Origin of the sequence: Selenomonas sp. CM52 (genome assembly GCF_000292955.1) — a bacterium.
Classification (GTDB): domain Bacteria; phylum Bacillota; class Negativicutes; order Selenomonadales; family Selenomonadaceae; genus Selenomonas.
In genome coordinates this window covers 109,303-129,432 of the sequence record NZ_ALNM01000020.1, presented here as the reverse complement: position 1 = coordinate 129,432, position 20,130 = coordinate 109,303, and the positions used below count along the sequence as shown (strand labels likewise).

Below are 20,130 nucleotides of genomic sequence, written 5' to 3'. Positions count from 1 at the left end.
GGATACCTCCTTATTCTTGCGGATGTTCCTGCGGCATTCTCCTGTGCAGACGCTCTTTCGGCGCAGGCCGCGTCACGAGGAACGCCGTCGCATACGCCGTGATGGGAATGGCGAAGAGCAGTCCGATGCTGCCGATGAGCGAGCGCACGATCTCGGTTGCGATCATGTCAAGGTTTGCGAAGTGCACGAAGGAGAGGTTTGGCTGCGAGAAGAGCAGCAGCATCAAAGGCAGTGCGCCGCCGATGTAGGCGAGCACGAGCGTGTTCGCCATCGTGCCCATGACGTCGCGACCGACGGCAAGTCCCGAAGCGACGAGCACGGTGAACGATGTCTTGGGCGCGAGGTTTTTCATCTCGCACTGCGCGGACGCGATGGAGACGGCGACATCCATGACCGCGCCGAGTGCGCCGAGGACGATGCCCGAAAAGAGCAGTTCGCGAAAATCGACATCCTTCAGATACAATACCTTGAGCATGCCCGCGTGCTCTTCGGCGATGCCCGTCAAGTAGGTGAAGTGGATGGCGAGGAGCGCGAGCAGACCTGCGACGAAGATGCCGCCGATCGTGCCGATGATCGCGCCCGCCGACTTCACGTTGCAGCCGTTGACGACGAGCTGGGTGCTGAGCGTGATGAGAGAGCCGATGAGGAACGTCCACAAGAGGATGTGCGTCGGCGAGAAGAGGATCAGCGATATGAGCCCCTTGGCGATCAGGAAGACGGCGAAGAGCAGCACGAGAAGAGCCTTGAGCCCCGTCACGCCGCCGAAGAGGATGAGGACGAGCGCGAAGCCGAAGAGCAGCCACAGCACGCCGGGCAGGCGGTCATAGTCGACGATGGCGTAGGAGCCGTGTTCCTCGCGCACGAGGATGTTCTCGCCCTCCTTCGGATGGATGTCAAAGGCCGGATTGTTGAGCGTGCGGTGGACGATGCGCGCCTCCTCGCCCTCGTTGGGGCCGGATTCGAGGCGGATCGTCACATAATATTTCTCGCTGCCCGGCGCGAACTTCTCCATATCGTTCGCGCTCTCCTCGACGGCGAGAATCTGCGCCTTGCATGTCGGCGGCTCATCACCCTCGCCGCCCGGCAGGTGAAAAAGCCCGTAGAGGGCGAGGGCAAGGAGAAAGCAAAAGGAAAGGAATGCGCCCAAACGGCGCGGCTGCGGCTGGATTTTCATAGTGGTCTCCTGGATGTCAGCGGCTGCTAGTGCAGACGAAAGTATTCTTTCACATTATATAACGAAGCTCTGGAAAACGTAAGATGAGGAGAGTATAATTAACCTATAATTTAAGATGAATAGAAGGGAGAATGACCATGGGGAAGAGCGTCAATATCTTTATCACATTCTTTACTGCGATTTATGGAGATGTAAAAGAAGCGCAGGCATACGATTGTTGTATGGACGGAAAAATTGAAAAGGGCTATGTCACGGGCAGTCTTACCAATGAGGCACCTGCCTACAGCATGGCAAAGATGCTGCAGGAGAAGGGGGAAAAGATTGACTACATTTACGGCTTTTCGACAAACGATGAGCGGACACCGCATTTTGAAGTCAAAGTTTTTGGAGAAGCGGAAAAGCGTCCGCCGTATAAGAATCAAGTTGATTTTTTCCAGAGCTTTATGACGGAGCGCTGCCCTGCCTTGCAAAAGGCAGCCTTTCGTTTTATCGATTTTGAATATCCGACGGAGAAGCTTGATCGGGAATGCGTCAGGCAGGCGATTCATGCGGCGGAACGAATCAAGAAGGAGATGAACGACGCGGGACATTGTTGGTCGGATTGCCGACTATACGTCGATGTGACGGGGGGCATACGCGCCGCGGATATGGTCTTGAGCCAAATCATACACCTTTTGCAGCATGACGGTATGAAGGTGGAAAAAATTCTCTATTCCGATTATCAAAAAGCTGCGAATATACCGAACCGCCTGTTCAATATCACAGCACTGACATCCTTGTCACAGCTCATCGCCGGAGCCGATGCCTTCGTCAAATATGGAAGCTCGCTCACACTGGAAGAGTATTTTGACTACGATTATGAAAACAATGCGAGCGGGGCATACGAGCTTTCCGAGCCTCTCAAGAAACTGCTGCATGCCATGCACCGCTACTCCGATGTCATGCAGATTTGCCAAGTTGATGCGATAAAATCCGTCCTTGCGGATTTGAAGCATGCTCTCGATGAATTCTCGCAGCACAACATTGCAGCGGACAGCCTGAAGGAAAAGGCGTTCTCGTTGATGCTCGACACGATCAAAAAAGCCTACGAGGACATCTTGAAGTATGCAGAGGGCGAAGAGGCGGCACTTTACTACGAGATGATCCGCTGGTGCCTGAAGAATGGTTTCATACAGCAAGCAATGACGCTCTATGTGGAATGGATGCCGATCTATCTCGAGGAAAAGCGTGTATTCTACCCCGTCTGGCGTGAGATGATGCAAGCGAGGATGGTCGATGATGTAAATCCTGCATGGCAGAAGACAGTGTTGGATTTCTGCTCGAAGGCTCTATATTTGAGGGAAAAACAAACGTATTGCCTGAAAAAACTCAGAGCTGCCGTGCAAAACATCAAAGAGAAGCGGGAAAATCCTCTGGCAGAACTGGAAGAACGAATTCCTGCCAAGGGAAGAGAAGTCTTACAAATGCTGTTGGATCAGCGGGAAAATATCGAGAAGATGGGCACTGCGGAGAATATAAAAGAATATATTGAAAAGCTGCCAGAACTCAAGAAGCTTTATGAAGAGATCATGAAATATCCACCACCGGATCAAGCCGGTTGGAAGGACTTTGAAAAAGTCCTTCACGATAAAGCAGGCATGGAAAATACCTGCAACACTTTGCGGGGTATGCGCGCAGATGGTGCGTGTGAAATCTATGGACTGGGGCAGGATTTGAGCAAAAAGGCTCTGCCTAAAAAGAGCGAAACGCCGGAGGAGCGTGCAGCAGAGTTCAAAGTATTGCTGGACGAGGATATATTGCGGACGGATTATGCGATGGAGGACGTCTTGGCGCTCGTTGCCGATTATCGCAGAATTCGCCGGGCGCGCAACGGTATCAACCACGCTGGAAATATCAAGAGCACGGGAAATAAAAAGAAGCAGGAGGAGCGCAAAATGAACCGAAGAGATATGGCCCGTCTGCTCGGCGATTGCATTGCGCGCATAGATAATCTAAGGTTGGGGGAAAAGAAATGAAGAACTACTATCTTTACCTTGATGAGAGCGGCAGCTTTGAGCCGCAGGGAACGCCGAATACAGGACGGGCTTCGATCGTCGCCGGCTATTGGACGGAAAAGCCGCTGTCCGAGGCGGAAGCGTTTGCGCTGTTTCAAGAGGTGCGAGCAAGCAAGGAGACGTACGCGCCGATCTCCATCGAGCCGTTTCACGGGATGGAAGAGTACCGTCGCGCCAATCTCGGGGATTTCATCGAAGACATGGTGCGGGCGATGTTTGACCGCGGCATGAAGCCTGTTGTTTTCGGCGAGGGACGGTACTATGACATCGTCAACAGCGACCGCACGTATTTGAACATCCTTGCCGACGGTGTCGTGAAGCTTGCCATGGAACTGTTGGCTCAGACGGAGGACGATGTTCAGCTGCATGTCCTCTATGCGTGGCGCAAGGCGATGTCCGAAAAGGAATTGAGCGATCAAAAGAAGATGATCGCTCAGGAGGAGTATAAGCGCCGCATAGAGGAACGCATGGCACTGGGTAAAAGCCGGATCTCACGGGTAGCGCAAAAGCGTCTGCAACCGATCGATATAAAGGAAGGAAGCGCGAGGAAGCTGCATCGTCTGATGCTCGCTGATCTCGTCTGCACGGCGGTGCGCGGCGGGCGGCAAAAGCTCGATGCGGTTGCGCGCGAATACATCAGAGAACAGAAAAACAACATCCTCGTCATTGAGGACGATGCGATGGAGCAAGTGCGGCGGCTCTTCATTGAGAATCGCATTGCTGACGCCATTTATTCGTGGTATCTCATTTATGAGGAAGGACGCAGTGAGGCGGATTGCAAGAAATTTCACGATTTGCTGGCGGCAAACCTGAAGGCAATGAGTGAAAAAGGTCGTAAATTGCAGTATGACATTCTGATGCAGACCATGGGCACGTTGATTGAGTTGCGCCAATCTGTGCAGGCGAAGCGCCTGTCGGAGCGCTTGGAGCATGACTTGTTTCCGTTCCTGCAGGAAATTGATTGCGCGTCCGATATGTTCTATTTCGACAAGCATTTCTACGATTTGACGCGTCATACGCATCAAGGCGATACAGCAGCCTCGCAGCGCGAGATCGAGCTTTGCAACAAGATCCTCAGTCAGATGCCCTTGCCGTTGGAATCTGCCGGAATATGCACGGACTATCGGCTTCGTGAGATCGAGCACTTGAAAAATACGTATTCCTCCGAAGAAGCTTTGAGCAAACTGGGGGAGTTGGAAGCGGATCTGACAAAAATATTGGCGATCCTTCCTTATATCCATCCACTGGCGAAAAAGCGAGAGAATCGGCAGTCCGATCGCCTTGGCAAAGTATTGTCGTCCAAGGTGCAAGTATATAGCCTTTTGCTGCAGCAAGGCGCGGTATATTCTAAGGAATGGGGCAAGGTGTCGGATCGCGCTTTTGAACAATTTTCTCAAGAGTGGGATAAGAGGCGCCATGCGCAGTACCGTACCGCACTGGAATATTGGCGGGGCGAATATGAAGAAGCGAGACATTTCCTTGCCCGGTCTGTCGGACTTGGCGAGGAAGTGTCATTTAGTGAGCTTTTGCAGAAGATGCTTGAAGGCAGCGTGAACATCTACGGCTTGATGCATTATGCGAAATGGATGCGTTTGGCTTTTCGTGATGGTGACGAATCTGCCGAGGAAATGTTTGCCGCTTGGAAGCAGGCGGGCGTGGAAGAACGCCTGAATGAGAGAGATGGCGACCATATCCGCTCTGAAGTTTACCCGGGGTGCATAATCTGCTGGGATATTGCCGCCATAGAGGCGCAGAAGGGGCAGTATAAGGATGCGCCCTTTCGGGCAACGATTCAATCTATGCTCAAGGAAAAAAAGAATCTCACCTTATATTTCATGGGACTTGCTGCCGCAGCGGATCGTCTGACCTTTGTCGATGGCAAGAACTGGGAGAAAGATGCCAAGGAGCTTCGCGGCATAGTGAATCTTTTAAAGGAGGAGGAAATGCCCGAAACGATGCGTGTTCTGGCCGAGAAGTGGAAGGATGGCATGGAGCGCCTGTCCGGGCTGTCGCGCGAGGAGAAGAAGAGCATCTTGAAATCCTTGGCAAGAGCCACGCCCATATTGTAACTTACGCAAACAGCCCGAGGACATACGCCCAAAGTCCCTCGATGCTCAGCCCTCTGCCGACGCTCTTTTCGGCGTGCAGCGGGATGCGCGTAAGCTCCTTGCCGCCGTGGGAGACGACGAGATCGCCGACGCGGTCGCCCTCCTTGACGCCGGCGGCGATGACGCGCGGCAGGTCGTAGGTCAGGCGATAGTTTTCCTCGGCCTCGCCGTCGACGAGCGGCAGGCGCAAATCCTCCGTCGGATAGACGGTGAGACGGCCTTCCTTGCCGCCCTTGACCCAGACCCTCCGCGCGAGATCTGTCTTCGTATAGGCGGGCGCTGCCTTCACGCGGCGAAAGCCCATGTCCAAGAGCTTTGCCGCGTCGGTAAAGCGCGCCTCTTCGTCCGCCGCGCCGAGGACGACGGCGATCAGTTCGACGCCGCCGCGCCGCGCCGAAGCCGCGAGGCAGCCTCCCGCCGCATTCGTATAGCCCGTCTTGATGCCCGTCGCGCCCTCGTACGTCGAGAGCAGGCGGTTCGTGTTCGCCATCAAGGCGCGTTTCTTCTCGGGCGTGACCCATGTGATCTCACGCTCCTTCGCGCCGACGAAGGAGCGAAACTTCGGATTCTTCATGCCGTAGGCGGCAATGCGGGCGATGTCGTGCGCCGTCGAGACATGCGCCGGATTGGGCAGGCCGTTCGGATTGACGAAGTGCGTGTCCTTCGCGCCGATGGCCTTCGCCTTCTCGTTCATGTGTGCGGCGAAGCTGCCGACAGAACCTGCAAGGTCTTCGGCAATGGCGACAGCGGCGCCGTTGTCCGAGCGCAGCATCATCTCGGCGACGAGCTCCGCGAGGACGAAGCGATCGCCTGCGCCGACCTCCGTATCTTCCGTTTCTGCCGCCGTGCGGCTCACGGTGAGGATGGACGAGAGATCCCCCTCCTCGATGGCGAGCACGCATGTCATCATCTTCGTCGTACTCGCAGGAAAACGCGGCACATCCGCCGCTTTCTCGTAGAGCACGCGCCCCGTCGAAGCCTCGATAAGAATTGCCGAGGCCGCTGTGATCTGTATATTTTCCGCCGCCCCCGCCTTCGCTGTGAGAAGCAGAAAGACGAGGATACAGAGGGAAAAGACTCGCTGGAAATGCAAGAAAAAGCCTCCTGTCGTGATTGTTTTCCCTATTATAGCACACGGCGAGAAAAAAAGGACCGCCTCACGCATCGGATTCGATGTATGAGACGGTTCTTTTGCTTTGAGGCCAAGCCGCCGTATAAATTTTCCTAGCAACTTGCAAAGGGTGCGTTTTGTGGTTATGATAAAGATGAGACAGTGCATAAAGATGCTCCATCAACCGAAGGAGGCAAAACCATCATGAAAAAAGCGATTGTCGTCGTCGATATGCAGAAGGATTTTATCGACGGCGCATTGGGGACGAAGGAAGCGCAGGCGATGCTGCCGCGCATGGAGGCGAAGCTGGCGGCAGCGCGTGCGGCGGGGACGGCGCTCGTCTTTACGATGGACACGCACGGCGAGGACTATCTGGCGACGCAGGAGGGAAAACGGCTTCCCGTGCCGCATTGCATTCGCGGCACGAAAGGCTGGGAGATCGCCGCATCCCTGCAGCCGTTCGTCAAGGAGGCGGCTGCCGTCATCGAGAAGCCCACTTTCGGCTCGACAGAACTGCCCGCCGTGCTCGCAGACTATGACGAGATCGAGCTTGTCGGCCTTTGCACCGATATATGCGTCATTTCCAACGCCCTGCTGCTCAAGGCCTTTTATCCCGAAAAGCGCATATCGGTCGACGCCTCCTGCTGTGCGGGCGTGACGGTTGAGAGCCACGAGGACGCACTGCGTGCGATGAAGATGTGCCAAGTCGACGTGAAGTGAGGGGGACTTGTCTGCAATCTTCCCATGAAATAATTTCCCTAAAAAAACGCTTGCATTTTCCTCCGGCTTTCTGTATAATACATTTTGTTCGCAGGCACACGCCTGCACAACATACGCTCGGTTAGCTCAGTTGGTTAGAGTATCACATTGACATTGTGGGGGTCACTGGTTCGAATCCAGTACCGAGCACCATTCGCTTATCAAGCAGTCATCTTCGGGTGGCTGCTCCTTTGTTATATAGGAAAGTTAAGGAATCCCTGATAAATGCAGCGCCGATCCGGCAGATCTCAGATGGTCTGTGACAGCGAAAAATCGTCGCTTCGTCAAGAAAATGTTGAATGAAGCAACTTTCTGAGGAGGAATCAACCATGAAGATCGGGAAAAAGCTCTGCGCCGCCATCCTCACCAGCCTCGTGGCCGCCGCGCCGCTTGCGCTGCCCCTTCCCCTTGCGGCAACCACCGAGGCGGCGGCGCTCAACCCCGTGATGATCGGCATGTCCGCCATCGGCGGCTTCCTCGCCTACCAGGGCACGCTCAAGGAAATGCTCGCCATCGGCAACAACGTCGACTATCAGATCAGCGGCCTCAAGCAGGACATGGAGGAAAACGGCGAGGACAAGGACGCGCTTGACCGCGAGGTCGTCGACCGCGTGCTCGGCCAGATCACAGAGCACGGCGAATACGCGCTCTCTATCAACTCCCTGCCCTTCCTGTGGCGCGTGACCGCAGGCGACGCCTTCAATGCCGCCTGCTATCCGACCGACTACATCACGGTGAACCGCGGCCTCGTGCGTGCGCTGCACCACGACGAAGACGAGCTCGCCGCTGTCCTCGGCCACGAGATGACGCACGGCCTTCGCCAGCACAGCGCGAAGAACTACGCCAAGGCCGTCGCCGAATCGTATGCGGGAATCGCCATCGGCTCGGCGGCGGACAACCTCGACTGGCAGAAGCTCAATGCCGTCGTCGGCTACGCCATCGCCAAGGACGTGACACTGCCGAGCGAGCTTGAGGCGGACGAGGGAGGCTTCCACCTCATGACGACGGCGGGCTTCAACCCCGGCGGCGGTGCGGCCGCCATGGCACGCATGGCCTACTACCTGACATACGAGACACAGGACATCAGCGAGTACCAAGATCCCTTCGAGAATCCCAATGCACCGAACTACAACGACCATCCCGCCATGCACGAGCGCGTCGAGCGCCTCGCCGCCATGATGACGAATTACGGCATGGGGCATGTGACCGTCGAAAACGGCACGGACGTCCTCATCGACGGTGAAAAGCTTCTCTCGGCCGACTGGGATGCCGACTACAACAACACGACGGAGAACGCCTACCTCATCGCAGGCGGCATTGCCAAGGCGTTCCACGACCACGCTTCCTTCGACGGCTGGCATTTTTCCGCCGCGCCCGGCGCACGCATCTCCTACCTCGACGACAGCCGCGTCTACGAAAAGCTCAAGAAATTCGTCATGCGCAATCATGCGGAAGAGCGCCTCGAAGAACTCGTGCGCAATGCCTATGCGAGCAGCAAGGACAAGGAAATGCGTGAAAAGGTCGCCGCCGAGGAAAAGAAGCGCACGGACGCGTGGCAGAAGATTCGCGAGAATGCACTCAACGCCAAGGGCGACTACGTCAAGCAGCTGCGCTACAACGCCGACCGCTACAGCGACAACGGCATGGCGAAGGAAGCGCTCTTCCTCATGGAGCGCGCCTTTGCCGCGAGAAATCCCGACAACGTCGCCGAAAACTACGCAATCCGCGGCAGGGCCAAGGCCGTCGCCGGCGACTACGAAGCCGCGCTCGCCGACTCCAATCATGCCGTAGAACTTGACGCGACGAACATCTACAACTTCCTCAACCGCGCCGACGTCTATCGCATGATGGGCGAGCGTGAAAAAGCCCTCGCTGACCTCGAAAAATCGCAGGAGATCGACGCAAAGAATCCCTACATCTACAAGATGCGCGGCGAAATTTACAACGAGATGGGTGAGAAGGAAGCGGCACTCGCCGCCTACAAGGAATACTGGAAGCAAGCGCCGAATGCAAGCGACATTCCCGACGAGTACATGCAAGAAGTCGATGCCGCAGCCTACGACAAGATCGTCAAGGAGCGCGAAAAGAAGGAACAGGAGAAAAAAGAGAAGGAAGCAGCAAAAAAAGACGCTTCTGAGAATAAAATGGGCGAAAAGCCTTAATTTTCTCCTTGAAAGTTTCGATAAAGAAGAAAAGAAGCGTGCAAGCGCTGTATTCATCCATTCTTCTCTATCGGAAAGGAGATGTAGAAAATGGGCATATTGGCCGCAGTTCTCGTTATCTTACTTGCCATCCTCTTCCTCGACGACATGGAATTGACGGCGGTATCGCTCATCATCGCCATTCCTCTCGCTGTGACGTACCAACTGACGGACTCTGCCGTTTTGTCCGCCTTCACGACCTTCGGCATCCTCATGCTCTTGGGACTGCTCTACCGCTACCGCACCGCAGCCCTGCAAATGCGCAAATAGATCGACCTTGTTCTCGAAGCCCTGTCGAATGCACCGCATCCGGCAGGGCTTTCCTTTGGCAGGAGCAGTTCTTGAAACAGCGCATTTTTGAAGATTAGAAGATTCTTTTTCCCGATTTTCGATTTATTTCGTGCAATTCTGTCGCCAATGTGGTATACTATGTTTGCGGCAAGTAGACAATCAAGATCTACACGCCTATTCTGCCGTGTTTCACCAAACACGGGGGAGGTAGGCCAGCCACTGATTCTCTCCCCGTGTTTATTTGATTTACGGGGACGGAAACATCGTCAACGAAATACAGAAAGCCGCGCAGGCGTCATCCGACACTTGCGCGGCTTTTTTGTATATATTGCATAGAAAAGCTGGCACAGCAAAAGGAGAGAGTCGCAAGACTCTCTCCTTTTGTTTCAACACCGCAAGCGGTATGGATTGCATGCAATTCCTCGCAGCTTGCGCGATGGTAGCCAATTGGGGTGTTTCAATACCGCAAGCGGTATGGATTGCATGCAATTTGAAGAAAGCAATGCCAGAACGTCTTGACCTTGTTTCAATACCGCAAGCGGTATGGATTGCATGCAATTGGGTACTTGGAAATGGAGGGGAATTGCTCCCTCGTTTCAATACCGCAAGCGGTATGGATTGCATGCAATGTTGAGGAGTTCTTCAAGAGATTTCAGAAAGCACCTAGTTTCAATACCGCAAGCGGTATGGATTGCATGCAATACCGTCCCTCACAGCCCTTGGGACAGCTGAACCCAGAAGCGGGTTTTCTAAACGGATCGCTCTTTTTGGCAAATCGCCGCAACCCCGCGGGATTTTTTTGTCGCCAAAATCGGCTGAAAACGTCCGCAAACCCTGTGATACCAAGGAAACTTTTGTCCACGGGAAAAATCTAAAACTCATGGCATTTTCCCCGAAATCCTTCCCTTCACTGTAACAAAGTATAGCATAGAAATATGTCCGCTGTCAACCGTGTACAACTGCATACATGACCATGCTCTTTGCGTACGAAAGGGCTGCCGCACACGATTCAATGTGCGGCAGCCCTTTCTTGTTCAGCGTGCGAAGTCGAGTGCGCTCTTCAAGATCACGCGATCCTTGAAGCGCGTGTCGCTCCTGTCGCCGATGCGCATCATGGCGGTCTTTTCCTGCCACTTGGGAAGGCTCGTCTTGTTCCAGTCGAGCAGACAGCGAAGCTCCTTCATGCTCTTTTCGAAGGCTTCTTTCCCTTCGCCCAGATGCTCTTCGCGCCACCGGCGGAAGGCGGAGAGGCATTCTTCGCCTGTACTCTCTTCTAGGCTTTCGCGCCATGCGCCGTCCGTGAAGAGTCCCGCGAACTGTTCTTTGGTGTCTTCGAGCAGGAGACGCGCCTTGAGGCGCACCGAGCCGAGGCCGAGGGATTTTCCCTGCCCAATCTTGAAGCAGATGTCCTCGCCGTCCGCGCCGAGAGAGAAGACTTCGAGCAGAGCGCCGAGTTCTTCGGGGCGCAGGTTCTTAAAGCGGATAGAGCCGGAAAAATGTGCGCCGGCGGCGATCGGACGGATTTCCTGCGTGCCCTTGACGACCTTGTCACGCTCGGGGTCGAGCCGCCATGAGTCGGCGCTCGCCTTCTGATGCCAGTAGAGCTTGTAGCCGCGGATCGGCGCATCACTGTCCCAGTGCTGCGGCTCTTTTCCTGTCTGCTTCAGATAGAGCTGGAAGGATGTGGGGTTCGGCGTCATCAGCGGATGGGAGCGCGACGGCGCGAGCTGATTGGCCGTGCCTTGGAGCACGGCGTCTTCGAAGATGACGCGCCCCGCCCAAAGCGCCTTGCAGCCGAAGATGGCGTCGGCGAAGTCGATCGTATCCTTTTGAAGCGCCGCAGGCACATGGTTGGCGATGGATTTCTCGTAGGGGATGCGGTAGTAGCGCCCGTGACCAAAGTGCTGCACGACGCCGTCTTCCGCCATGTAGAAGCATGGGGCGCAGAAGCTGATTTCGGCATCGTGCGTGAAGCCCGCCGCTTCCCTGCGCTTGAGTCCGTTGGCGAGGAGGTCGAAGCGTCCGCGGCTCTTGTCCTCGCGGTAGCCTTTGAGGACGCTTTCGGGCACGGGCAGGCGGCGCTCCTTGCTCCAATCTGCCTTGCTTATGCGGAAGTAGATGTACTTCTTCTGCGGCGAGCGTCCCGTGATGACGTCGGCGCTCTGCTCCTTGTGATGCCAGCGAATCTCGGCGCGGTTCTGCTCTTCGCCGCGCGGAATCTTCAGGCTCTCCTTGTCGGCGGGGCAAACGTAGTATTTACCCTGCACGGCGATGAGGAATCCCGCATTCGCCTTGGAAACGGATTTTGCGACCTCGATGGTCTTGCCGTCATCGGTCGTTTTCGAGACGGTGATGTTTTCCACCATGCGCTCCTTGTAGTAGTCGCGGAAGCTGGCGAGGCTGTCGGCGAGCGCGCGCGAGTACAGGTGGCGCTCGGTGAATTCCGCGCCCGGGCGCATCGCGCCGCCCGATACCATGCGCACCATGTGCTTGATGAAGCCGCGCAGCGTGCTGCCCGGCACGATCGGCTCGCCCGTCGGCGAGAAGAATTCGTTCGTATCGCCGCTGCTGCCGCTGCCGATGAAGAGCGGGGTCAGCGTCTCAAGGGAAAGCTCGATGCGTCCGCTCTTCGCGCCTTCCTCGCATACATATTTGCGGTAGAGGCGAAGGCGCTCCTTCTCCTCCATCTTGTGCCAGTCGAGTCCTTGGTCGAGCGGCGCGGGCACGATGGCTTCGGGCAGCGACACGAAATTGTAGGGTGCGCTCGCAGGCTCCGTCGTCTTGGGGCGCGGCGATGCGCCGCCGCCCTGTCCGCGATAACCGCCCTGTCCGCGATAACCGCCCTGCCCGCCGTAGCCGCCTTGCCCGCGATAGCCGCCGCCCTGCCCGCCGTAGCCGCGCCCGCCACGGCTGCTGCCTTGGTTTCCGCGTCCGCCGCCATAGCCGCCGCGTCTTTCGCCGCCACGTCTCGGGCGGCGGCTTTCCGCCTTCTCATAGGCGGCGCCCCAGTCCTTCTTTTCCTCTTTTTCCTCTGGGACATCCCTGCCGAATCCTTTGGCAAGTTTTTCTCTCCAATCGTCTGCCATCGTTATCCCTCCTCCAGCGGAACGACCGTCTTGTAGCGCATATCCTCGTAGCCCGCCTGCTGCGTCTCGGGGTCGTAGCCAATGTAGCAGCGCGTGACGAGAGCGAAGCGCTCCCCCTCTTCTTCGGCGGGAACGGTCAGAGAGAGGCCGCGCCCCGCATCGGCGAGCGTCACATAGCCGTCCGCGCACGCCGTGCGCTCGCCCCAGAGCGGCGCGGCGCTGTCGACGACTTCCGTGCCGTCGCCGTCCTTGTCAAAGATGTAGCGGCCGCGGAACTTGCCGCGCTTTTTCACAAGATGCAGTTCCTCCGTCTCGTTGAAGGCGCGCATTTCCCCGATGAGCGAGGCGTCGAGTGCGCCGTCGTCGACGAGATGGATCGCGCCCGCCTGCCAACGCCCCCAGACGATGCGGTGGAATTGCCAGACGATGAGAAGCGCGTCTTCCTTCATGTGCGTTCTGAGCGCTTCTTCGAGCGCCTGCTCGGAAAGGTCGACGCAAAGTCCCGCCGTCTTTTCGGAGGAGAGGCCGACGATCTTGAGCGGAGCGCTGAAATCCGTGTTCTTCATGCTTCTTTCGCCTCCTCTTCCATGTCGCGCAGAGCTTTGGCGAAGGCTTCGAGCTTTTCTGCAGCTGCTTTTTCCACCGCGCCCGCCGCGCCGATTTCAAGGACTTCATCATCGAACGAGACGGTCGCCGCTATGCCTTCCAAGAGTCCGCGCCCGACGGAGCTTTCGCCGCCGAGGGGGATCGCGCCCTGCCAGAGGTCGCGCAGCAGGTAGAGGGCGAGTCCCGCCTCCCACGGCGCATAGTTCTCGATTTCGTAGTGCAGACGGAGCGTCGCCTCGCCCGGCTTCTCCTGCCAGACAGGTTCATCGGTGAAGAGGACGCTGTCGACCGTGCCGCCCGTGAAGCAGTCGAGGCGGTTTCGCGCGTGCGCTTGAGGCTTGACGCCCTTTCGGAAGTAGGCCTCGTCGACGAGGAAGCGGCTCTTCTGCCGCCGCGCGTCCGTGCTGCAGCCCATGAGTCCGTCGAGCGCGGCGGCGGGCTTCTTGAGAATCGTCAGGATTTCCAGGGCGCGGTGGCGAAGAGCGCCCTTGATGCTCGTGCCCGGAATGAGGAAATCCGCGCCGCTCTTCTTCTGCTGCGACTTGACCTTGCGTTCTGCCGCTTTTTCATCGACGTCGTTCTCGCGCACGATGAGCGAGCGGCGGATGGCGAAGGCGGCGTCGACGGAGAAGACGCCCGCACGCTTTTTTCCCGCCGCTTTGCTGCCGTGGGCGATGCATTTGGCGTCCTCGCGGAAGAGCCAGCGGCGCACGTCGTCGAAGTCGCTGAAATCGTAGGTGGAAATGCGGACGTCCGCCGCCGAGACCTTACCGAATCCCTTGGCGGTCAATGCACCGAGGCGCACGCCTGCGGCGAGGCGGTCGGCGAGCGTCTGCACCGCTTCTTCCAGCCCCTTTTCCGCATGGGCGCGGCGCACGGTGACGGTCATGCGCAGCCGTCCCTTCGCGCCGCGCTCGACGGCTTCGTAGTTGTACTTGCGCCCTGCAAGACTCGTGCGTGCGAAGTCCGCGATTCCCACACCGTCGCGCACGACGATGGCGGCGTCTTCGAGGAGCACGTCCTCGACGTCGATGGCGCTCTGTGCGCCGCCTGCCTTCTCGCCGCGCTCTGCCGAGCCGAAGAGGAGCGCCGCCTCTTCATCTTCGAGCAGCGTGCGCAGCACGCCCGCGAGCGATGTGCCGGGAATGAAGGGACGCTCCTTTTTATCTTTCAAAACCTGCATGTCGGTTTCCTGCCGGGCCTCGCGAGCCGTCAGCCCCGTGCCGATGAGCAGCGGGGAGTCGAGCGAGAGCGTGCCTTCGAGGAGGATCTTCTTCGTGATGCACGCCATCTGGCCGTTTGCCAAAACGCTTGCTTCTGCCATCAGTCAGCCACCTCCTTTCGCTGCTGCACGGCTCTCTTTCGCGCGTGGCGGAAGAACCAGAGCCAGTAATCGTAGAAGATTTCCCCATCGTCCTTCAGCGTGGGACGCGAAAAGCCTGCATCTTCGGCAAGCTCTTGCGGCACTTCCGCCGAAAGGTCAAGCGAAGCGTAGGGAGAAAGTTCAGGACGCTCGCCTCGGAGGATGTCGCGCAGCTCCGCCGCGCCGAGCTTCACGCCTTCGAGATGGCGGGCGAGCGGCGTGCGCTTTGCGCCGACCTCGGCGGCGAACTTCGCGCGAAAACGCGCCGGTGCGCCTTCGAGGTTTTCGCGCGGCCCGAGCATCGCTTCAAGACGCGCGAAAGCGTGGGTCATGCCCGCGAGCTTTCCCGTGAGGGCAGCGGCGTCCTTGTACGCCGCGAGGCGCACGCTTTGAGCGATGCGCCGGCGCAGGACGGCGCGGACGATGGCGCGCGCGCGTTCGCTCTTGACGGGGCGGCGCTCGGGTCTTTCCTGCGTCGCTTCAAAGAGCGTCGGCGCGTCGACCGTCCACAGGGCGAGCCTGCCGAAGCCCTCCTCCGTGCGAGAGCCTGCGCCCTCGGCGAGGAGAGCGGCGAGAGCCGCCGCGTCGCGGCTCGTCCACAGCGAAGCCTTCTTCAACTCGAAGATGGAGCCTGCGTCCAGCCCGAACTGCGTGGGACGGCGCATGTTCCAGACGCCGACGAAGTTCGACGCCGAGGCGGAAGCCGCGAAGATGCGCCCGAGGGAGAAGTCGTCGGATTCGGCGCTTTCTTTGAGCGGTGCGAGGAATTCCTCATCAAGCACCTCGCGTGCGTTCCTCGAAAATGCGGCGTCCGAGAGGAGCGGCGTCGCGAGGCGCAGGCGCAGAGTGCTCGAAAGGAGCGATTGGTCAAGGGGTTCGAGCGGTGCGGGCGCATCGAGCGCGATGCGGCACAGTCCATACTGCGTGGAGCGCGACTTGCCGATCCGGCTGAGAAAAGCGCCGTCCTCGCAGTCGATGCTCGTCAAGAGCTCTTGGATGTCCGCCGCTTCGCCGACGATTTCGCCGCAGAACGCCTGCCCCGGAAGCAGCGACTCGTAGCTGTAGATGCCGCCCTCCGTGCTCTTTCCCGCGAGACGTTCGCCGTCCTCGTCGCGGCTCATGTGGAGCGAGATGTTCTTCGCCGTCTCCACGCGCTCGATCGCCGCGCCGCGCACGATGCCGCAGCCCTTGAGCGGCTTGTAGCCCTTGAGTGCCGTGCCGTCCGATGCTGAGAGGTCGGCGAGGGCGGAGGAAAGCTTGTCCTTTTGCAGCGAGAGCGGCAGGCGCATGGCGCTTTCGCCGCCTTTCGACGGATAGGCGGCGGAGAATTTCAGCGCCCCCGTGAAAAGGCGGCGGAAGGCCTCGGACTCGTGGGCGGCTCTGCCGAGGTTCTGCGCCTCGATGAAGCGCGCGGCGATCATGCCGCGCACGATCGCGCCGCTGATGGCGTCGCCCGATTCCGTCAGGATCGCGCCTTGGCTGCCCGCCGTGAGGACGAGCGGGGAAAGCGCCTCGATCGTCAAGGGGATTTTCCGCATCTCTTTCAATCAGCCCACATCCTTTCCGAGCGCTGCCAAGAGAAGTTCCTCGCCGCCCGAAAGCGTGCAGCGGATCTTGCCGAAGCCGCGGTTGCGCTTGAGCCCCGACGTGCGCAGGTTGGCGCAGGCGAGCGCGAGCGCTTCAGCGTGGCGTGCCTCGCCGCCCGTCAGCGTGATCTCGCCGCAGAAGACGAGGTCGTCGGCGAGCGCGGCCTGCATGTTGTGCAGCGAATTGTCGCGAGCCGTGCCGCTCTCCTTGTCGATCTCCGTCTGGAAGCGCACGGTGGTGTACTCTTCGAGGACGTCGAGCGGCGAGAGCGCCGCCTCGTAACGTGCCATCAGATAGGCGAGATCCGCGCTCAGTTCCCCGTAGCCCTCGGGATGAAGATCGTGCAGCGAGAGGCGCACGAGAGAGTCTTGACCTTCGCCGTGGCGGAAAAGCTCCGCGACCGTCCGGCGCGTGAGGAAGCTGCGCCCCGAAAGCTCCGCCATCTCCGCGACTTCGACGGCACTCTCATAGAGAAGCCCGCGAAGCCGCTTGGCCGGGAAGAGCGGGATGCCGTACCTGTCATGCACGATGGTGGAGTCGAGCGTCACGTCCGCCTTGCCCGAGGTCAGGGCGAGCGGCGAGAGCGCTTCGATGCGCAGGGTGTAGCGAGCCATCATGACGCCTCCTTTCCATCATGCGCGCTCTTTGGCGGCAAAAATTCCGACAGCTCGATCGCCTCGACAAACGGCGTTCGCATACGGCCGCTGTGCTCCTGCCAAAGATGCGCGGCGTAGGCCTCCCAACCCGCAGGCTGCGGCAGAGCGTAGCCGTCGTGGCGAATCTGCTCGAGGTATTTTCCCGCCTCATGCTCTCCGTGCTGCAGGACGGCGCGCAGATCCTTGAGCTTGCTGCTCGGCAGGCTCTTCGAGAGGCCTTCGGCGAGCTCGCGCAGTCGGGCGAAAGCATAGTGAGATTCGCCGTCGATGCGGTACGGGCCGAAGTGCAGGCTGCCGAGCGCCGCGCGGTACTCTTGGCGACGGATCTCAGCGAGCGTCGGCGCCTGCTCGCCGTGCAGTCGCAGGAAGTCGAGCCAGCAGCTCGCCTCCTCGCGCAGGCCTTCACGTTCGTTCGCAAGCTTTCTCATGCGCCCTTTCGCCGAGTCGCAAAGCTGCTCGGCGATCTCGTAGCCGCGGAAGAAGGGATAGGCGGTCGGCAGGATCGCGACGCCCGCGCATGTATCGACGCCCTTTTCCAGCAGCGACTTCATGATGAACGCCGTGCAGTCGAAGGCGACCTTCGCCGCGCAGATGAAGGTCATGTCGTCGCCGCCGAGGATCAGCGGGCGCACGGGCAGATAGCGGCGCTTTTCGTCATCCTTCCTCTGCGCGAGGAAGGGGAAGCTGTCCTCTTTCATGGAGAGGACAAGCTCGGCAAAGGCGCGGGTCGTCGCCGTGCAGATCTCCTGCGACTTATTCTTGTAGTCGGAAAGCGTCGCGAGATCGGCGAACTTCTTGCCCATGTTGTTGCCGTCGATGTGAACGACGGCGATGTAATTTTCTGTCTCCTTCTGCCCGAGCTTGTCCAATTCGCTTGGAAACACCGCGTTTTCCATGAAGCGCGATTTCTCCTCGTCCGTGAGGACGCCCGTGAGCTTCTCCAAAAGAGCCTGCTCCGCTCTGGCCGCCCGCAGTGCGCCGCCCTCAGGACGCGGCGTCGCGACGCGCAGCTTCGCGGCCTCGCTCTCTGCAATATAGCGCTTGCGGCTCGCATCGTAGGAGGTCGCCGTCTCGTCCGTGCCGTCGGCGGCGAGCGTCAGACCCGTGTAGGGAATCGTCGTCCGAGGAAATGCGGTGTTCTGCTGCTCTTTGAGCTTCAAGACGAGCGCGGTGCGATTCGCCGTCTTGGACAGCCAACTGCCGTCGGATGCGAGATCGACCGTACCGATGGCGGCTCCCGTCTGCAGTCCCGGGCAGCGCACGAGAAGCTCCTTCGAGAAGCGGCGCACGATCTCCGCCGCCGCCTCGCCTGCATCGGCTCGCAGCAGAATCATCGCGTTGCCGCCGCCGATGTAGGCGACACGCGCCTTCTGCGGCATCGCCGTCCAGTCGGGCGAGGCGACCTCGCGCCAAGTCGCATCGTCCAGCTCCGCCGTGCCGCATACCTCGCGGATGACGGGAAGCAGCACATCGTCAAAGATGCGGTCGACGAGATAGGAAGCGCCAATCTGCGTCTTGAGACGGCTGCTGGAAAAGATGTACTTCTGAATCGAGCGTGTGTCGAAAAGCAGTGCTTTCAGCTCCATCAAAAAGCCTCCTTTGCGTAATTTATTCACTTTTAATATTCGTGCAATTGAGGAAGATTCCTGCCGGAATGAGAAGAAATATTTCTCTAGTGATAGAAAGCACGATGGAGATGAAGAGGCTAGAGCGGATGGACGACAGGAAGGAAGACAGGAAGGCTTGACCGCCTCCATCCGCAACGTGATGCACAGCATGAATTTTTCCGTTTGTCTTCTACCCGCATAGCGGGTGGTTTATTGTGTCGCATACTGTACATGCAACACTGGGTCACGACCCATAACAAAAGAAGCCCTGCGGCTCTGCCGCAGGGCTTCTTTTCATGCTCTTAGGGATTTTCTGCACAAACCTGTCCTTTTTCAACACCGCAAGCGGTATGGATTGCGTGCAATTTTGCAACGCAGGACACATCTCGTATGTGGAATTCGAGTTTCAATACCGCAAGCGGTATGGATTGCATGCAATAAGATTGATTCCGTTTCTGAGGACAAACTCAGAAAGTTTCAATACCGCAAGCGGTATGGATTGCATGCAATACCAGAGTTTGGGATGTTGAGGCTCTTGCAAAAGAGTTTCAATACTGCAAGCGGTATGGATTGCATGCAATTGGTACGAGGATGAGTGTGACTTGCTCGAACGAGAGTTTCAATACCGCAAGCGGTATGGATTGCATGCAATGGCAAAGAATAATACGAGGAAAACTGTTTACATTGTTTCAATACCGCAAGCGGTATGGATTGCATGCAATGAAAAAGCATACAAATTCTCTCCTTGTTTTCCATCGTTTCAATACCGCAAGCGGTATGGATTGCATGCAATAACATTGACGAGGTTGCTGTTGAGAAGGTAGAGTCTGCGGTTTCAATACCGCAAGCGGTATGGATTGCATGCAATAAGCCTATCGTGGATGCTTCGAACAAATTCGCTTGAGTTTCAATACCGCAAGCGGTATGGATTGCATGCAATTCCCAGCCCTAAAGGGCGGGGCGTTGTGGCGCATTGGGGTTTCAATACCGCAAGCGGTATGGATTGCATGCAATACCGTCCCTCACAGCCCTTGGGACAGCTGAACCCAGAAGCGGGTTTTCTAAACGGATCGCTCTTTTGGCAAATCGCCGCAACCTCGCGGGATTTTTTTGTCGCCAAAATCGGCTGAAAACGTCCGCAAACCCTGTAATATCAAGGAAACTTTTGTCCACGGGAAAAATCTAAAACTCATGGCATTTTCCCCGAAATCTCTTCCTTCACTGTAACAGAGTATAGCATAGAAACGCATTGCTGTCAACCGTGTGCGTGACACCGTGCGCGAAAGGCACGTCCCCCAGCAAAACGGGGCTGTGCATGATTGGCGCAGCAGGCGAACCGGGTCATTCTTTGGAATCTGCATTTCAAAATTTAGAGGCAGGCAAGGTTGATAAGTTTTCGCTCCATGCGGTATAATCTGGTTGTAAGATTCGGTTTTTTAGCATAAGTCTATTTTGCACTCGCCTCCCCCCTTTTGCTAGGGCGGAAGCTTTTTTGTGCATGAAAAAGCTGTCGCACATGATTTATGT

Annotated in this window: 13 protein-coding genes, 1 tRNA gene and 2 CRISPR repeat arrays; of the genes, 6 read left to right on the top strand and 8 right to left on the bottom strand. The window is 57.8% G+C overall.

Features of this window, described 5'->3' with window-relative positions:
* Positions 1-10 precede the first annotated feature (10 nt).
* Entirely contained in the window at positions 11-1,174 is a 1,164-nt protein-coding gene (locus HMPREF1153_RS05000) for a YibE/F family protein (protein ID WP_009645884.1), read from the bottom strand.
* A 221-nt stretch (positions 1,175-1,395) separates the two neighbouring features.
* Here HMPREF1153_RS05000 and HMPREF1153_RS04995 point away from each other — a divergent pair, with 221 nt between their 5' ends.
* Both HMPREF1153_RS04995 and HMPREF1153_RS04990 read left to right on the top strand, forming a co-directional pair.
* A complete protein-coding gene (locus HMPREF1153_RS04995; RefSeq protein ID WP_198003317.1) occupies positions 1,396-3,189 on the top strand; it encodes a TM1812 family CRISPR-associated protein in 1,794 nt (597 codons plus the stop codon).
* A complete protein-coding gene (locus HMPREF1153_RS04990) occupies positions 3,186-5,297 on the top strand; it encodes a hypothetical protein (RefSeq protein ID WP_009645772.1) in 2,112 nt (703 codons plus the stop codon). The genes HMPREF1153_RS04995 and HMPREF1153_RS04990 overlap by 4 nt, the downstream gene beginning before the upstream one ends.
* A 1-nt stretch (position 5,298) precedes the next feature.
* Here the strand turns inward: HMPREF1153_RS04990 and HMPREF1153_RS04985 are convergent, their stop codons facing one another.
* A complete protein-coding gene (locus tag HMPREF1153_RS04985; RefSeq protein ID WP_009645860.1) occupies positions 5,299-6,429 on the bottom strand; it encodes a D-alanyl-D-alanine carboxypeptidase family protein in 1,131 nt (376 codons plus the stop codon).
* A gap of 222 nt (positions 6,430-6,651) precedes the next feature.
* On the opposite strand from HMPREF1153_RS04985, the gene HMPREF1153_RS04980 reads away from it, so the two are divergent.
* The 4 genes from HMPREF1153_RS04980 to HMPREF1153_RS04965 all read left to right on the top strand — a co-directional run bounded on the left by HMPREF1153_RS04980 (position 6,652) and on the right by HMPREF1153_RS04965 (position 9,677).
* Positions 6,652-7,167, top strand: a complete 516-nt coding sequence (locus tag HMPREF1153_RS04980; RefSeq protein WP_009645840.1) for a cysteine hydrolase family protein — start codon at positions 6,652-6,654, stop codon at positions 7,165-7,167.
* A 115-nt stretch (positions 7,168-7,282) separates the two neighbouring features.
* Positions 7,283-7,359 (top strand) — tRNA-Val (locus HMPREF1153_RS04975).
* Between the two features lie 176 nt (positions 7,360-7,535).
* A complete protein-coding gene (locus tag HMPREF1153_RS04970) occupies positions 7,536-9,368 on the top strand; it encodes a M48 family metalloprotease (RefSeq protein WP_009645870.1) in 1,833 nt (610 codons plus the stop codon).
* A 90-nt stretch (positions 9,369-9,458) separates the two neighbouring features.
* Entirely contained in the window at positions 9,459-9,677 is a 219-nt protein-coding gene (locus tag HMPREF1153_RS04965) for a hypothetical protein (RefSeq protein WP_009645760.1), read from the top strand.
* A 404-nt stretch (positions 9,678-10,081) separates the two neighbouring features.
* Positions 10,082-10,400: direct repeats of the CRISPR family, unit length 36 nt; unit sequence GTTTCAATACCGCAAGCGGTATGGATTGCATGCAAT.
* A 332-nt stretch (positions 10,401-10,732) separates the two neighbouring features.
* Here HMPREF1153_RS04965 and HMPREF1153_RS04960 read toward each other — a convergent pair.
* The 6 genes from HMPREF1153_RS04960 to HMPREF1153_RS04935 are packed head-to-tail and all read right to left on the bottom strand — an operon-like array spanning position 10,733 to position 18,582.
* The gene (locus HMPREF1153_RS04960; protein WP_009645831.1) at positions 10,733-12,784 is read right to left on the bottom strand and encodes a TIGR03986 family type III CRISPR-associated RAMP protein; all 2,052 of its coding nucleotides are present in this window, start codon (positions 12,782-12,784) and stop codon (positions 10,733-10,735) included.
* 2 nt (positions 12,785-12,786) lie between these two features.
* Positions 12,787-13,350, bottom strand: coding sequence for a type III-D CRISPR-associated protein Csx19 (csx19, locus tag HMPREF1153_RS04955; protein ID WP_009645739.1), 564 nt, complete (start codon positions 13,348-13,350; stop codon positions 12,787-12,789).
* Positions 13,347-14,714: an RAMP superfamily CRISPR-associated protein gene (locus HMPREF1153_RS04950; RefSeq protein WP_009645757.1), complete on the bottom strand. Its 1,368-nt coding sequence runs from the start codon at positions 14,712-14,714 to the stop codon at positions 13,347-13,349. The genes csx19 and HMPREF1153_RS04950 overlap by 4 nt, the downstream gene beginning before the upstream one ends.
* Positions 14,714-16,291: a hypothetical protein gene (locus HMPREF1153_RS04945; RefSeq protein ID WP_232208200.1), complete on the bottom strand. Its 1,578-nt coding sequence runs from the start codon at positions 16,289-16,291 to the stop codon at positions 14,714-14,716. The genes HMPREF1153_RS04950 and HMPREF1153_RS04945 overlap by 1 nt, the downstream gene beginning before the upstream one ends.
* Positions 16,292-16,300: 9 nt before the next feature.
* A complete protein-coding gene (locus HMPREF1153_RS04940; protein ID WP_232208196.1) occupies positions 16,301-16,954 on the bottom strand; it encodes an RAMP superfamily CRISPR-associated protein in 654 nt (217 codons plus the stop codon).
* Positions 16,954-18,582 (bottom strand): Cas10/Cmr2 second palm domain-containing protein, encoded by a 1,629-nt coding sequence (locus HMPREF1153_RS04935; RefSeq protein WP_009645800.1) that lies wholly within the window; start codon positions 18,580-18,582, stop codon positions 16,954-16,956. Before HMPREF1153_RS04935 ends, HMPREF1153_RS04940 begins: the two co-directional genes overlap by 1 nt.
* A 351-nt stretch (positions 18,583-18,933) precedes the next feature.
* Positions 18,934-19,617: direct repeats of the CRISPR family, unit length 36 nt; unit sequence GTTTCAATACCGCAAGCGGTATGGATTGCATGCAAT.
* Between the last annotated feature and the right edge of the window lie 513 nt (positions 19,618-20,130).